Annotated in this window: 15 protein-coding genes; 4 read left to right on the top strand and 11 right to left on the bottom strand. The window is 63.5% G+C overall.

What is annotated here, in order from left to right:
* Positions 1-100 precede the first annotated feature (100 nt).
* Entirely contained in the window at positions 101-1,246 is a 1,146-nt protein-coding gene (locus tag ORS3428_RS29940; RefSeq protein ID WP_071101871.1) for a ceramide glucosyltransferase, read from the bottom strand.
* Positions 1,247-1,463: 217 nt separating this feature from the next.
* Here ORS3428_RS29940 and apaG point away from each other — a divergent pair, with 217 nt between their 5' ends.
* The gene (gene apaG, locus ORS3428_RS29935) at positions 1,464-1,856 is read left to right on the top strand and encodes a Co2+/Mg2+ efflux protein ApaG (RefSeq protein ID WP_071101870.1); all 393 of its coding nucleotides are present in this window, start codon (positions 1,464-1,466) and stop codon (positions 1,854-1,856) included.
* Positions 1,857-2,043: 187 nt separating this feature from the next.
* Here apaG and ORS3428_RS29930 read toward each other — a convergent pair whose 3' ends face one another.
* The 3 genes from ORS3428_RS29930 to ORS3428_RS29920 form a co-directional block, all read right to left on the bottom strand.
* Positions 2,044-3,051, bottom strand: coding sequence for an Hsp33 family molecular chaperone (locus ORS3428_RS29930; protein ID WP_071101869.1), 1,008 nt, complete (start codon positions 3,049-3,051; stop codon positions 2,044-2,046).
* Positions 3,052-3,198: 147 nt separating this feature from the next.
* Positions 3,199-4,110 (bottom strand): ornithine carbamoyltransferase, encoded by a 912-nt coding sequence (gene argF, locus ORS3428_RS29925; protein ID WP_071101868.1) that lies wholly within the window; start codon positions 4,108-4,110, stop codon positions 3,199-3,201.
* Positions 4,111-4,126: 16 nt separating this feature from the next.
* Positions 4,127-5,326 (bottom strand): aspartate aminotransferase family protein, encoded by a 1,200-nt coding sequence (locus ORS3428_RS29920; RefSeq protein WP_071101867.1) that lies wholly within the window; start codon positions 5,324-5,326, stop codon positions 4,127-4,129.
* Positions 5,327-5,682: 356 nt separating this feature from the next.
* Here ORS3428_RS29920 and ORS3428_RS29915 point away from each other — a divergent pair, with 356 nt between their 5' ends.
* Positions 5,683-6,201 (top strand): GcrA family cell cycle regulator, encoded by a 519-nt coding sequence (locus ORS3428_RS29915; protein WP_071101866.1) that lies wholly within the window; start codon positions 5,683-5,685, stop codon positions 6,199-6,201.
* 125 nt (positions 6,202-6,326) lie between these two features.
* Here ORS3428_RS29915 and ORS3428_RS29910 read toward each other — a convergent pair whose 3' ends face one another.
* The 3 genes from ORS3428_RS29910 to ORS3428_RS29900 all read right to left on the bottom strand — a co-directional run bounded on the left by ORS3428_RS29910 (position 6,327) and on the right by ORS3428_RS29900 (position 9,525).
* A complete protein-coding gene (locus ORS3428_RS29910; protein ID WP_071101865.1) occupies positions 6,327-7,337 on the bottom strand; it encodes a magnesium and cobalt transport protein CorA in 1,011 nt (336 codons plus the stop codon).
* 88 nt (positions 7,338-7,425) lie between these two features.
* Positions 7,426-8,151, bottom strand: coding sequence for a phosphate signaling complex protein PhoU (phoU, locus tag ORS3428_RS29905; protein ID WP_071101864.1), 726 nt, complete (start codon positions 8,149-8,151; stop codon positions 7,426-7,428).
* A gap of 108 nt (positions 8,152-8,259) precedes the next feature.
* Positions 8,260-9,525 carry an ATP-binding protein gene (locus tag ORS3428_RS29900; protein ID WP_071101863.1) on the bottom strand — a complete coding sequence of 422 codons (1,266 nt, stop codon included), beginning with the start codon at positions 9,523-9,525 and terminating at the stop codon, positions 8,260-8,262.
* A 191-nt stretch (positions 9,526-9,716) separates the two neighbouring features.
* Here ORS3428_RS29900 and ppk2 point away from each other — a divergent pair, with 191 nt between their 5' ends.
* Positions 9,717-10,622, top strand: a complete 906-nt coding sequence (gene ppk2, locus ORS3428_RS29895) for a polyphosphate kinase 2 (RefSeq protein WP_071101862.1) — start codon at positions 9,717-9,719, stop codon at positions 10,620-10,622.
* A gap of 102 nt (positions 10,623-10,724) precedes the next feature.
* Here ppk2 and ORS3428_RS29890 read toward each other — a convergent pair whose 3' ends face one another.
* From ORS3428_RS29890 to ORS3428_RS29880, 3 genes are all read right to left on the bottom strand, one after another.
* Positions 10,725-11,471, bottom strand: coding sequence for an enoyl-CoA hydratase-related protein (locus tag ORS3428_RS29890; RefSeq protein WP_108723224.1), 747 nt, complete (start codon positions 11,469-11,471; stop codon positions 10,725-10,727).
* Between the two features lie 11 nt (positions 11,472-11,482).
* Positions 11,483-12,121: an acyl-homoserine-lactone synthase gene (locus ORS3428_RS29885; RefSeq protein WP_071101860.1), complete on the bottom strand. Its 639-nt coding sequence runs from the start codon at positions 12,119-12,121 to the stop codon at positions 11,483-11,485.
* A 273-nt stretch (positions 12,122-12,394) separates the two neighbouring features.
* Entirely contained in the window at positions 12,395-13,126 is a 732-nt protein-coding gene (locus ORS3428_RS29880; RefSeq protein WP_071101859.1) for a LuxR family transcriptional regulator, read from the bottom strand.
* Between the two features lie 248 nt (positions 13,127-13,374).
* On the opposite strand from ORS3428_RS29880, the gene ORS3428_RS29875 reads away from it, so the two are divergent.
* The gene (locus ORS3428_RS29875; RefSeq protein WP_071101858.1) at positions 13,375-14,226 is read left to right on the top strand and encodes a transporter substrate-binding domain-containing protein; all 852 of its coding nucleotides are present in this window, start codon (positions 13,375-13,377) and stop codon (positions 14,224-14,226) included.
* 57 nt (positions 14,227-14,283) lie between these two features.
* On the opposite strand, the gene ORS3428_RS29870 is transcribed toward ORS3428_RS29875, so the two are convergent.
* The gene (locus tag ORS3428_RS29870) at positions 14,284-14,697 is read right to left on the bottom strand and encodes a tellurite resistance TerB family protein (RefSeq protein ID WP_071101857.1); all 414 of its coding nucleotides are present in this window, start codon (positions 14,695-14,697) and stop codon (positions 14,284-14,286) included.
* Between the last annotated feature and the right edge of the window lie 82 nt (positions 14,698-14,779).

Below are 14,779 nucleotides of genomic sequence, written 5' to 3'. Positions count from 1 at the left end.
AGCTGCAAGCCGCACCGGAGATCGCCCGCGCCCAAAGCGACCGTTTTTGAGCAATTCCGGACGGAAAACCGTTGCACGCTTTTCCTGGAATTGCTCAAGCTCAGGCGATCTCCTCCAGTTCGGTTATTGCCTTGGTGCGGATGGTCATGGCGTTGCCGCGCCATTCGACCGCGCCGCCGAGCCAGCCGCGCGCCCAGATGGCAGGAAGCATGAAGTCGCGCACGATCATCGCGGTGATACTGCGCGGTGACAGGTACCAGCCCTTGGACCAGGCGAGCAGGCATTCCGGCACATAGGCGATCGCCAGCACGCAAAGCGCCGTGGTGGGAAGGCTGACGCCGGCGCTTGCAGCCGCGATCAGCGCGAAGATCAGCGGCACGACAACGCCGGTCAGGATTTCGGGCGCAAAGAACAGCGGGAAGGTGACGCGGCGCAGCCGCGCCCAGCGCGCCTGGCGCGACCAGATCTCGGCGAGCGTGCGCTGGCCGAGCGGCTGCTCGAAGGGCGAGGCGACGAGATTGACGTGCAGCCCCAGGCTGTTGACCAGCTTGGTCGCTGCCGCATCCTCCGCGATCTCGGCGGCGAGCGCCTGGATGCCGCCGTTTGCGTCGAGCATCGGCTTGTTCCAGAGCATGCTCTTGCCCTGGGCGAAGCCAAGACCCAGCGCCTCGCCGGTGTACTGCCAGCGCGCCTGCAGCGTGTTGAGGAAGGCGCATTCGACCTCGGCCCAGAAGCCGTCCGGCCGCGAGCCGATCGGAGTCGAGCAGACGAGGCCCGTGTTCGGCCGCCAGGCGGCCATCAGATGCTGGATATAGTCCTTGGGCATCAACACGTTGGAATCGGCGAGGATCACCCAATCATGCCGCGCCGCCTGCCAGCCCTTGACGCAGTTGTTGAGCTTGGGATTGGCGCTGATCCTGTCCTCACCGAACAAGAGCCGCGCCGGAACGTTTGGAAAGCGCGCGATCGCGGCACCGATCAACTTGACCACGGGGTCTTCGGCCTGGGYGACGCAGAAGATGAGCTCATAATGCGGCCAGTCGAGCGAGAATGAACGGTTGAGCGTCTCCTCGGTGAAAGGCTCCACGCCGCGCGACGGCACGACGATGGAGACCGGCGGCTGCTTGCTGGAGGGCGCGGGAATGACGCGCCTGGGCTTCAATCGCGACGAGGCGAGCAGGATACTGGCGAAATTGGAAAGGAGGAGGGCTGATGAGGTAAAGGCGGCTGCGAAAGTCAGTTCCATCGAGATCTGGTCACTCCGGAAAGGCCGCCTGCGGCCGTTTCATCAGTCGACAGAGCGCCCGAGTCGCCCGGCACGGTTTCCGCACACCAAACATTGTCATGTGTCACTTAAATGACATTGTTTTTCGGCACGTGCGCTAGAAGCTGGCGGGATGGCGCGTCGCCTAATAACCGCGAAGCGCAACAAACGTTCCCTGCGCCGGCAAACGGAGTGGCTCATGTATCGCGCAGTGACGCGCAACATCGAAGTGCAGGTCAGGCCGTTCTATCTGGAGGATCGCTCCGATCCGTCCGAGAACCGCTATGTGTGGGGCTATCAGGTGACGATCGACAATCGGTCGGACGAATTCGTGCAGCTTCTGTCGCGCTACTGGCACATCACCGACGGACGCGGACGGGTCGAGGAAGTGCGCGGCGCGGGCGTCGTCGGCGACCAGCCGGAGCTCAATCCCGGCGACAGCTACCAGTATACTTCGGGGTGCCCGCTCTCGACGCCGTCCGGCATCATGGTCGGCCACTACACGATGCGCAACGCGCGCGGAGAGACCTTCGACGTCGCCATCCCCGCCTTCTCGCTCGACATGCCGGGGACAAAMCGGACGGTGAATTAGATGTCGGCGACTGGCGTCTTTCTCCCCGCTCTATGGGGAGAAATGCCCGGCAGGGCAATGAGGGGCGGCGCAAGGCCTTTGAGATTCTTTCGGACAGAGGAAGGGGCGCTTGTATAGCCAACGCAGGCGCTGCCCCTCATCCGCCCTTCGGGCACCTTCTCCCCGTGAAACGGGGGGAAGGAAACAGCTACTCCGCCGCGAATTCCGCCGGGTCGAATTCGTATTGCGTCGAGCAGAACTCGCAGGCGACGTGGATGCCGCCGTCCTCGGTGCTTTGCTCAATCTCCTCGGCCGAAAACCCTTCGAGGATGCCGCGGATCTTCTCGCGCGAGCAGGAGCACTGGTCGGCGACGGGCACGCCGCGGAAGACGCGCACGCCGTGTTCGTGGAACAGCCGGTAGAGCAGACGCTCGGCGCCCACGGTCGGGTCGATCAGCTCGGTCGGCTCGATGGTGCCGAGCAGCGCCAGCAATTCCTGCCAGGAATTGTCGGCAGGCTCGTGCGTCACCTCTCTGGGGTCGCCGTCGCCGCCCGAAATGTCGGGCACGCGCATGCGCTCCGACGCCTGCGGCAGAAACTGCGCAAGGATACCGCCGGCGCGCCATTGCTCGCGCGCGCCGCCGGGGGCCGCCGTCACCAGCTTTGCGACCGACATCCTTAGGTCGGTCGGAATCTGCTCCGACTGGCGGAAATAGGTGCGCGCGGCTTCTTCCAGCGACGTGCCCTCGAGCTGCACGATGCCCTGGTAACGCTGGGTGTGCGCGCCCTGGTCGATGGTGAGCGCCAGAACGCCGGTGCCGAGCAGCTTTTCCTGCGATGTCTCGCCTGAGGCAATCAGCGCCTGCAGCCGGTCGGCATCGAAACGCGCATAGGCGCGCAGCGCTTGCGGCGTGGTGAAATCCGCCACCAGCATGTCGACCGGCCCGTCGGTGCGGGTCTGCAGGATGAACTTGCCCTCGAACTTCAGCGACGTGCCGAGCAGGACGGTGAGCACGCAGGCCTCCGCCAGGAGGCGCGCGACCGGCTCGGGATAGTCGTGGCGGCTGAGGATGGCGTCGAGCATCGGCCCGAGCTGCACCGTGCGGCCGCGCACATCGAGGGGCGCGACCTCGTAAGGCACGACATGGTCGTCGCCGGCGAAGCCGAATTCACCGAGTTTGGGTTGATGCTCAGCCAATGGACGGGATTCCAACATGACAAAACTCCGGGGCGCAGCCGTGCCGCAGGTCAGGCGGCACGCGTCGAAGCGCGCTCGATTTACGTGATGGCCCGCAAATAGGCATCACGCATCCCCGGATCAAGTTGGCCCAGATCAAGCCGGCGCGGATCAAGTCGGCCCCGATCAAGCGCCCAGACACCAGGCCAGCACAGCCTTCTGGGCGTGCAGCCGGTTCTCGGCCTCGTCGAACACCACGGAATGCGGTCCGTCGATCACCTCGTCGGTGACCTCCTCGCCGCGATGCGCCGGCAGGCAGTGCATGAAGAGCGCGTCGGGTTTTGCCCTGGCCATCAGCGCCRCGTTGACCTGGTAGGGCAGGAAGACGTTATGGCCGCGCGCGCGGTGCTCCTGGCCCATCGAGACCCAGCTGTCGGTGACGACGCAGTCCGCCTGGTCTACGGCCTCTTCGGCCGAKCGGGCAAACCGGACCTTGCCGCCATTGGCCTTCGCCCAGTCGACATATTTCTCGAAGGGCTCGCTGCCCTCGGGGACCGCGACATTGAGATTGAAGYGGAAGCGGGCGGAGGCTTCGAGCAGCGAATGCAGCACATTGTTACCGTCGCCGGTCCAGGCGAAGGTCCTGCCGGCCACCGGACCGCGATGCTCCTCGTAGGTCATGATGTCGRCCATCAGCTGACAGGGATGGGTGTCGTCGGTCAATCCATTGATCACCGGAACGGCCGCGTTCTCGGTGAGCTCCAGCAGCCGGTCATGCGAGGTGGTGCGGATCATGATGGCGTCGACATAGCGCGACAGGACTTTCGCGGTGTCGGCGATGGTTTCGGAACGGCCGAGCTGCATTTCGGTGCCGGTCAGCATTATGGTCTCACCGCCGAGCTGGCGCATGCCGACGTCGAAGGAAACGCGCGTGCGCGTCGAAGGCTTGTCGAAGATCATCGCCAGCACCTTCCCTTCGAGCGGCTTCGAGCGCTCGCCGGCCTTGAGCCTGGTCTTTCGCGCCACCGCGTCGTCCAGCATGATGCGCAAGTCGCCTGCGGAAACGGCGGACAGATCGGTGAAGTGACGAACGCTCATCGGCAAGGTTCCAGGACTACTTCGCGGCTTCAGCGGCAATGGCGTCGCTCAGGCCCTTGGCGCCGGCGCGGATGCGCTCCAGCGCCTCGCCGATCTCGGCGTCGGTAACGGTGAGCGGCGGCAGGAGGCGGATGACATTGTCGCCGGCCGGCACGGCGAGCAGGTGCTGGTCGCGCAGCGCCATGTTCACCTTGGCGTTGGGCATGGCGCATTTCAGCCCAAGCATCAGGCCGGTTCCCCTGATACCTTCGACGACCTCGGGATGGTCGTCGGCGACCCCGGCAAGGCCCTGCTTCAAGAGCAGCGCCTTGCGCTGGACGTCCTCGAGGAAGCCGTCGGCCAGCACCACGTCGAGCACGGCGTTGCCGACCGCCATCGCCAGCGGATTGCCGCCGAAGGTGGTGCCGTGCACGCCCGCCGTCATCCCGGTCGCGGCCCCGTCGGTGGYGAGGCAGGCGCCCATCGGAAAGCCGCCGCCGATGCCCTTGGCGATCGCCATCAGGTCCGGCGTGACGCCCGCCCATTCATGCGCGAACAGCTTGCCGGTGCGGCCGATGCCGCACTGGACCTCGTCGAAGATCAGAAGCAGGCCGTGCTGGTCGCAGAGCTGACGCAGGCGCTTCAGCGACTGCGTCGGCACCGGACGTATGCCGCCCTCGCCCTGCACCGGCTCGATCAGGATTGCCGCGGTCTCCGGCGTGATCGCCTTCTCGGCGGCGTCGATGTCGTCGAACGCGACCTGGTCGAAGCCCTGGACCTTGGGGCCGAAGCCTTCGAGATATTTGGGCTGGCCGCCGGCGGCGATCGTCGCCAGCGTGCGGCCGTGGAAGGCACCCTCGAAGGTGATGATGCGGAAACGCTCCGGATGGCCCTTGACGAAATGATAGCGCCGCGCCGTCTTGATGGCGCATTCCAGCGCTTCGGCACCGGAATTGGTGAAGAACACCTTGTCGGCAAAGGTCGCCTCGACCAGCCGCTCGCCCAGCCGGCGCTGCTCCGGAATCTCGTAGAGGTTGGAGACATGCCAAAGCTTGYCGGCCTGCTCGGTGAGCGCCGCGACCAGATGCGGATGGCTGTGGCCCAGCGAATTCACGGCAATGCCCCCGGCGAAATCGAGATATCGCTCGCCCTTATCGGTGACCAGCCAGGTCCCCTCCCCGTGATCGAAAGCCAGGGGTGCGCGAGCAAACGTCTCGTAAAGCGCCGAACCGCTCATTATATGCGCCTCCGGAACCGGAAATCAAAAAAGCCGCCAATGCGGCGGCCTTTGCGGCTTATCATGTTTTTCGGCCATGAAGTCAACGAAAACGTCGCGCAGAAGCGCGCGCCAAGGCTCCGACAGCACACCGGCGCATGAGCGGTCAGGCAAGTTGGGGAAAACCGAAAAAACCGAATCGTGTTGCCCTGGGGACTCTTGTCACCGAGTCAGCGCTTAAGGTAATTGTAGTTGAGAAATAACTAGATTTCGTGCGGCGGATCTAATCACCCGGTACATGTGGTGTTGTTTGCCCGGCAGGAGCCGGGGCGGGAAAGGATTCTGACTGCCGTACACTTCAGCAGGAGCGCGGTCTCATGAACTGGACTGACGAGCGGGTCGAACTTCTCAGAAAATTGTGGTCGGAGGGCCTCAGCGCCAGCCAGATCGCCGCACAGCTCGGCGGGGTGAGCCGCAACGCCGTCATCGGCAAGGTGCATCGCCTGAAACTCTCGGGCCGCGGCCGCGCGACCGCAGCGCCCGCTCGCCAGAAGAAGGCGACGCAAGGGGCCTCGATGCAGAAATCTGTGGCTCGCGCGGCAAGTGCCGCACGTCATGTGACGGCCTCCATCGGCGCCACCGCGCTGCAGGTGCAGTTCGACGCGGAGCCGGTGGCGCGCCACTATATCCGCCCGGTCGAGAACGTGGTTGTGCCGATCTCGCGCAACCTGCAGCTCGTCGAGCTGACCGAGCGCACCTGCAAGTGGCCGAACGGCGATCCGCTGTCGGAAGACTTCAGCTTCTGCGGCAACGACGCCGCCGAAACCGGGCCATACTGCAAATATCACGCCCGCGTCGCGTTCCAGCCGGCAGCGGAGCGGCGGCGGATCCGCTGAGCGAATAGCGAATAGCGAATAGCGAATAGCGAATAGCGAATAGCGAATAGAACAGCGTCGGAATTCGAGTCCGGCACAAGCGTCCTTTGTCCCTATTGGCTACCGCCTATTCGCTATTCGCTTTTTCACAGCCATCCGTTCTTCCGGAACCGCCAGTAGAGCAACGAGCAGATCAGCGCGATCACCATCAGCACGGTCGGATAGCCATATTCCATCTTCAGTTCCGGCATGTCGGTGAAGTTCATGCCGTAGATGCCGGCGAAGGYCGTCGGCACCGCCAGGATGGCGGCCCATGAGGCGAGCTTCTTGGAAATTGCCGTTTCCTGGCTCTGTCCGACCAGAAGGCTGGCCTCGAAGGCGAAGGCCAGGACCTCACGCAGGCTGTCGACCTTTTCCTGCACGGTGCGGATATGGTCCGTCACGTCGCGGAACAGCGGATGCATGGCGACATGGATCTGCGGCAGTTCGGCGCTGGTGAGCCGCCGGCAGACCTCGACCAGCGGCAGCGCCGCGTTGCGCAGCCTGAGCAGATCGCGACGCAGCATGTAGAGCCGCTCGATGTCGCTACCGCTCATCGGCTTCAGCAACACCTTGTCCTCGATCGCCTCGACCTCGTCCTCGATCTGCTCGAGCACCGGCATGTAATTGTCGACGATGAAATCGAGAATGGCATAGAGGACGAAATCCTCGCCCTTGGCGAGCGAGGACGGGCAGCTTTCCCAGTGCTGGCGCACCGCGGCATAGGAGGTCGACGGGCCATGCCTGACACTGACGATATAGCCGCTGCCGACGAAGAGGTGCGTCTCGCCGAAGGTGACGCGGCCATCGATCAGCTGGGCGGTGCGGGCAACAATGAACAAGGCGTCGCCATATTGCTCGATCTTCGGCCGCTGATGCGGATGCTCGGCATCCTCGATCGCCAGATCATGCAGGTGAAACTGCGCCTGCACCCTGAGCAACAGGTTGCGGTCAGGCTCCAGCAGGCCGATCCAGACGACATGACCGGGCTTTGCCGCCCATAGACCAGCCTCTTCGATCGGAATGTCGGCGATGCGCTTGCCGGCGGAATAGACGCTGGAGGCAATGATGCCGGATGTCGGCTGCGGGGCCGGGGACAGGTTTCGAACTTGCTCCATCGCAAACCTCCCGAGACAGCGACTGACAAAATCGTTGCATCTGAAGGAGCTTAGCCGAAATTGGAGAACCGTTCGAGAGGCCGCCTGTTCACTTGGCCGGCATCGTCCCCGGGAGCACCACCTGGTCGGTCTTGTCGCCCTTCGGCCGTTCGGCCGGCATCTGGTCGCCGGTGACGATGTAGTAGATCGTTTCGGCGATGTTGGTGGCGTGGTCGCCGATCCGCTCGATGTTCTTGGCGCAGAACAAGAGATGCGTGCAGGGCGTGATGTTGCGCGGATCCTCCATCATGTAGGTCAGGAGCTCGCGGAACAGCGAGGTGTACATGGCGTCGATCTGGTCGTCGCGGTCGCGCACGAAACCGATCTTCTCGACCGAGCGCGATGCATAGACGTCGAGCACCTCCTTGAGCTGCGTCAGCGCCAGATTGGCCAGCGCCTCGAGCCCGCGGAACAGGCTGTTGGGCTGGCGGCCGTCGATGACCGCGGCGACACGCTTGGCGACGTTCTTGCCGAGGTCGCCAACCCGCTCGATGTCGGCCGAGATGCGGATGGCGCCGACGATCTCGCGCAGATCCGTCGCCATCGGCTGGCGCCTTGCGATGATGACGATCGCCTTGTCGTCGATCTCGCGCTGTCCTTCGTCGAGGACGGCATCGTCCTGGATGACCTTCTGGGCGAGGCCCGGATCGGCGTTGACGAGGGCAGCGACGGCCTGCTCGACCATACGCTCGGCATGCCCGCCCATCGCGGCGATGCGCTTGGACAGGAATTTCAGCTCTTCGTCAAAGGCACTGATCATGTGAACGGATTGCATGGATATGCCTTCCTGGTTTCTGCCGGCTGATGCGTTTCCTCAATCTGTCGCTGATACGCGAACCGGATGACAGAAAGAAGAAATTGCCAGTTGGCAACCATTAGAACTTCAGCGAGCCGGCAAATGAACCGTGAACGCCGCGCCCTTGCCGACTTCCGACTTGATCGACAGCCTGGCATTATGACGGGTCAATATATGCTTGACGATCGAAAGGCCAAGGCCGGTGCCTTTCTGGGTCCGGCTGTTTTCCACATCCACGCGATAGAAGCGCTCCGTGATGCGGGGAATGTGCTCCTCGGCAATGCCGGGACCATAGTCTCTAATGGTGACGTCGATGCCTGGTTCCTGGCCATCCTCGGCGCGGACTACGGAGACGGTGACGYGACCGCCCGACTGGCCGTATTTGCAGGCATTCTCCAGCAGATTCTCGAAAACCTGGAAGAGCTCGTCGCGGTCGCCGGGTACGGAAAGCGGGTCATCGATGAAATCCCGTTCGATGACGACGCCGTTCTCGCTGGCCAGAGGCGCGAGCGAGTCGATGACGCTGTCGATGGTCTGGCGAAGATCGACCTCGGTTCCCGGGCCCAGATAGGGTTTCATCTCCAGCCGCGACAGCGACAAGAGATCGTCGATCAGCCGCGCCATGCGGCCCGTCTGGTTCTGCATGATCTRCAGGAAATGGTCCCGCGCTGCCGGATCACTGCGCGCCGGGCCGCGCAACGTCTCGATGAAGCCGGCGATCGAGGCGAGCGGCGTGCGCAGTTCATGGCTGGCATTGGCGATGAAGTCGGCGCGCATCCGGTCGATGCGCCGCGCCTCGCTCTGATCCTTGAACACCAGCACATAGAGATCGGTGGAATGGCCGACCGAGGACGCGCTCACCCTATATGTCCGCTCGACCGGAAGCTTCTCCGTGTAGTCGACGACATCGGACGCCACAGTTCCCGAGACGATGCCGTCAAGCAGGGCCTGCATTTCCGGCGCGCGGAATTTGAGCGACAACGACATGCCGGGCGCCAGCCCGCCGAAGGCGGCGAAGGCGGCCGCATTGGCGTGGACGATGACGGCTGCCCGGTCGAAGATGATCAACGGATCGGCAACGGCGGCGGCAAGATATTCGCCAGAGAGCCGCTGCAGCCCGCTGGCCTCAATCGCCGCAGCGTCATCGGCGGATTGTCGTTCGACATCGGCGGGGAGCATCGCCGCCGCGAACAGCGCCGCCAGGGTCAGCAGCGGCACATAGATGGAAACGCCATCGARGGTATAGACGGCGAGGATCGCGACAACGGCCGCGGCCAGCAGCCAGCGGCTGCGGTGCAGCCGGGCAACGGCGGCCCGCGTGGCGTTTTTTTTCTCTGGGCCGGTGTCGACCATGCGCTGCCCCRTATCCCTCCACAGGCGAAACCTCGCCCGACCGGACCGGCGCATGACCCAGAAAATCGGGATCGATTTTCTGGAATGTTCATGCGCAAAATCAACATGCTACGACGCCCCGGCGCCCGGACGGACGCGACGCCGTACAGGCTCCCATAGCATGAGTCCGCAAGCTGGAAAGGTTCGTCTCGATGAAAAAAGCCAAGGAAGCAGCCGAAGCGGCGCCTGCCGCAGGGCCGATCAGGATCAAGATCGGCGGCAAGGAACGCGAGTTCGACATCGACAACCCGGTGCTTCCGGACTGGATCGAGGACCACAAGCTAAGCGCCGGCGGCTATCCTTACGACAAGAAGATGAWGAGCGAAGAGTACGACACGGAGCTCGAGCGCCTACAGATCGAGCTSGTCAAGGCGCAGGCCTGGCTGCAGGCGACCGGCAAGCGGGTGATGGCGCTGTTCGAGGGGCGCGACGCGGCCGRCAAGGGCGGCACGATCTTCGTGCTGCGGCAGTATTTGAACCCACGCACGGCGCGCAACGTGGCGCTGACTAAGCCGACGCCGACGGAGCTTGGGCAATGGTATTATCAGCGCTATGTCGATCATTTCCCGACTTCCGGCGAGTTTGTCACCTTCGACCGCTCCTGGTACAACCGCGCCGGCGTCGAGCCGGTCATGGGATTCTGCACGCCGGAGCAGCACGAGAAATTCCTCGACGAGACGCCGCATTTCGAGCGCATGATCTCAAATGAGGRAATCCACTTCTTCAAATTCTGGCTGAATATCGGCCGCGAGACGCAGCTCGAACGGTTCCATGACCGCCGCTGGTCACCGCTGAAGAACTGGAAGTTCTCGCCGATCGACATCGCCGGCATCAACAAATGGGACGACTACACCAAGGCGCGCGACCTGATGGTCGAGCGCACCCACAAGGAGTTCGCGCCCTGGATCATCGTGCGCGCCAACGACAAGCGCCGCGCGCGGCTCGCCGTTATGCGGCGGATCCTGTTGTCGCTGCCTTACCACGGGCGCGATCACGCCGCCATCGGCAAGGAAGACAAGAAAATCATCGGAGAAGGGCCGTCATTCCTGGAGAAATAGCGTTAGCCCTGGAGAAATAGCTTTGGCGCCCGCCGATCGGTGGCCAACCATTACAGCGCCGCGCACCACCGGGTGCGCGGCGCTGAGACTTTCATACGGAGATCAGGCGGCCAGGCGGGCGATGCGCTGCAGCCGCTTCAGCGTGGCGTCGTCCTGGAGCGCCTGCTGGAACAGCGATATCTCATGGTCGATGCGGTCGCACAGAACGTCCGTATCGCCCTTGAGCAGACCGCGCGTCTGCAGCAGCGCGGCGACCGGCTTCTTAGCGAGCTGCCTCGCCCTCGCCAGGGCCATCTCCTCCGCGCTGCCTTCCACGATCTCGCCCACCAGTCCAAGCGCCTTGGCGTCGTCGACGCCCAGCGTGTCGCCGAGGCAGAAGAAGCGGAAGGCGCCAGCATAGCCGAGCTTCTGGGGTGCAAGGATGCTGGTCGCCGCGTCCGGCACGAGGCCGAAATCGACGAACGGCACCCTGAAGGTACTGCCCCTCGAAGCAATCACCATGTCGCAGTGGAACAGGATGGTGCAGCCGACGCCGACCGCATCCCCGTCCACGCAGGCAAGGACCGGCTTGGGGAAGGTCGCAAGCATGCGGAACATGTCGGTGACGGCGGCGATCAGCTGCTGGTGCTTGGTGGAGTCGAGGAACTCCGAGAAGTCGCCGCCGAGGCAGAAGCAGCCGGCAAGGCCGCGCAGCACGATCACGCGGACGTCGTCATTGACGGCGGCCTCGTGGAAGGTCCTGGCAAGGCTCGCATAAGCGTGCCTGTCCAGCACCGGCCGGCCGTCATGCGAGGACACCGTGACGACAAGCGTATGGCCACGCAATTCAGGTTCGGGATGGAAGCTCATGACCACCTCCATCACGAAGCCTGCCTCAGGCCGAGCTGGCCGGGGTAGCCCCTGGTGAGCACCGGCAGGAAGTGGTTGCGGCGCTGGCGCACCACCTCCAGCGTATGCGCGCTGAAGGTGAGCAGCGTCGCCACGACCTGCTGGTTGCCGTAGGTGCGCTGGTAGCCGAGCGGCGTCGCCAGGAAGTGCAGCTGCAGCGCGCGCAGCACCCACATCGGTTCGAATTCGATGATGACCTGGTTGACGTTGCGCTTGAGGCCCCATTCGACGAAGCCGGCGATCAGTTCGGTGCCGACCGTCGAGACGCCGCGTTTTCCGTCGCGAAAGCCCGGCGCCACCGCATAGCGGGTAAGCTCCCAGACATGCGGTCCCGACGGGGGCGTCCCCTCATAGAGATCCGACAGGACGTCGGTCAGAAGGTGCCCGCGCGTCGTCGGCAGCATGCGCTGGTAGCCGGCCAGCTCGCCATTGCGGATGACGAGGTGATGCTCGGCCTCCTCATGGTCGAACTGGTCGATCTCGAGGCCGTCCGGGCGATCGAGATCGGTCCACCCCATCTCTTCGACGAAGATCTTGTAGCGCAGGCGATGGACCGCTTCCCAAAGGTCGGGACGTTCCATCAATTCCTGGGTTGTAAGGGAAAAAAGCATTAGCCGTCTCCTGGGCTTAGAGGAAAATACGGCCGGGCTTTCCCGAAAATATTACGCGATCGCGTAGGCAAGAATTTCTAGGCCGGCACGGCCGACCTGGCTAATATAGCCGCGCCTAATCGCCACCGCGACGGCTTGCGCCCGGTTGGCGACGCCCAGTTTGCTTTGGCGTTAAGAAAGCATTAGCCCTCTCCCGAAGGGAGATACGGCCGGTCTTTCGCTAAAATGTTACGCTTTGACGCAGGCAAGAAATTCCAGGCCAGCATCTCCAGCCTAGCTAATATAGCCGCGTCTAATCGCCTCCGCGACAGCCTGCACCCGATTGGCGGCGCCCAGTTTGCTTTTGGCGTTAAGAAGGTGCTTCTCGGAGGTGTGTTCCGAGATACCGAGAATTTGTGAGATTTCCCACTCGGACTTGCCGACGGCCGCCCATTGCAGGCATTCGCGCTCGCGCGGCGTCAATTCGACGTGATCGATGACCTTGCCGGCCATAGTGTGGATCTGCATGGCGCGGCCGATGGCGTAGGTGGACACCAGCGAGACCATCCCGAATTCGGCCTCGGACAGATCGACCGACTCGCCGCCGAGCGAGACCATGACGATCTGGCCCTCCAGGGTGACCAGCGGGAAGGCGAGGCCGTCGCGCAGCTTGAACTCGCGGGCATCGCCCATGACCTCGTCGCTGCTCTTGTCGATGACGATAGCCTTCGAGGCCTCCCGCCACTGGAACGGGGCCTGCAATTGCTTCATGTGACTGACGACCGGATCGTGGTCGACATAGTTGCGCTCCACGTAGCGCTCCAGCCACTCGCCCGGCCAGTCRCAAAGCAGCACATGGTCCTTCTGCTGGCCGCGCGGCGTGCCGGGCTGYGGCACGGTTCCAGCCATCAGTGCCGTCAGCCCGAAATTCGAGGTGACGCCGAGCAGCCGCTCGCACACCGCTGCCGCGGTGTTGGCGTGCTGCAACTGGTCTATGTATTCCAGAGTTCTATCGAACATGCTCATCGCAACATCTACCCCATGTTGCTTCTTTGCTTTCATGACCGTAGGTAGATGCCCGAACCGCGCTTAGGCATCAACCCCCGGATTGCAAGCAACCTTCGTGGCGCTGGTGACCTCCCGTTGCCGCCGCGCATTGCCACCTGAAGACGTGCTCGACCATACGCCTAAATCGGTTGTTTGAAATCAAAAACCGTTGTGCCTCCACTGTTTTCGTACGAAAAGCCGAGGACAAGACTGGGCGGAGCCTTATCGTGACATTCCGGTGGATAATTCTGGCCCTGATATCGGCGCTGATCGGGACGCTGCCGCTTGCCGGCGCGACTCAGGCCGCGGAGCCGCAGGTGCCGGTGCTGTGGGACGCCAAGGAGCGGCTGCCCAAGCCCGACCTTTCCGCGCTGCCGAGATTGCGGTTCCTCACCACCACCGATTTTCCGCCCTTCAACTTCCTCGACGGCTCAGGCCGGCTGTCAGGCTTTCACATCGACCTGGCGCGGGCAATCTGCGCGGAACTCGGCATCGTCGAGAAATGCCAGATCCAGGCGCTGCCCTGGAGCGAGCTCGACGACGCGCTGCAGAAAGGCGAAGGCGAGGCGATCATCGCCGGCATCGCGGCGACGCCGGAAAGCCGCGAGAAATACGCCTTCTCGCGTTCCTATCTGCAGTTCCCAGCCCGTTTCATCATGCCAAAGGACAAGGCCTTTACTGAGCCGATCCTCGACAAGCTGCGCAGCAAGCGCGTCGGTGTCATCGCCGGCTCGGCGCATGAGAAGATGCTGCGCGATTATTTCAGCACCGTTCAGGTCGTGCCCTTCGACAAGCCCGAGGGCCTTTACGCCGACCTCAAGACCGGCAAGATCGATGYCGCCTTCGGCGACGGCATGCGCTTCGCCTTCTGGCTGGGCGGATCCGATGCGGCCGGCTGCTGCCGCTTCGCCGGCGGCCCCTATCTGGCACCGGAATATCTGGGCTCCGGCATGGCGATCGCGACCCGGATCGGCGATCCGGCGCTGGCGGCCGCCTTCGACTACGCGCTGCAGGAAATCTCGATCAAGGGCACCTTCGCCGAATTCTATCTGCGGTATTTTCCGGTAAGTTTTTTCTGACCGGATAATCTACGCATTCCAGACGGAGAACGGCTGCCCACTTTCCCTGCAATTGCTCTACGTCAGCGTGCGCAGGCGCGCCTTGGCGGCGCGTGCAATCGCGGCGACGGTCAGCGTATCCAGATCGAGCTTGAGGCGGATGAGCTGCAGGACCCGCACTTCCTCCAGACGCATTTCCAGATCGATGGCCGCGACCTCGAAAGCGGCCGCATAGGCGGTGTCGCGCAGCCGCTCAGGCAGCGCGGCCGCTACGCGCGCAAGAACGCCTTCCAGCCCGTCCTTTTCATGCAGCGCCTTCTGGCACTCCTGAGCCACTGCAACCAGCCTGTCCTGGTTGAAATCGATGAATACCGGCCAGGAGCGGACCACGTCACCGATCCGCCCCAGTTCGACATCCGTCATGTCGCGGTCGGAGGCCGAGGTGATGACCATCAGGTAAATCAGGGCTTCGTGCGGCGTCAGCGAAGGCATTCAAAACTCCCTAAACGAGCATGGCGGCTTGCCAAACCGCTGCATATTTTTGGCGACATACATCGGAATTGGCGCCCCAACG

Origin of the sequence: Mesorhizobium sp. ORS 3428 (assembly GCF_001854785.1) — a bacterium.
Classification (GTDB): domain Bacteria; phylum Pseudomonadota; class Alphaproteobacteria; order Rhizobiales; family Rhizobiaceae; genus Mesorhizobium.
Note: the sequence above shows the minus strand (reverse complement) of the source record. Positions and strands in the feature narration are given on the sequence as shown.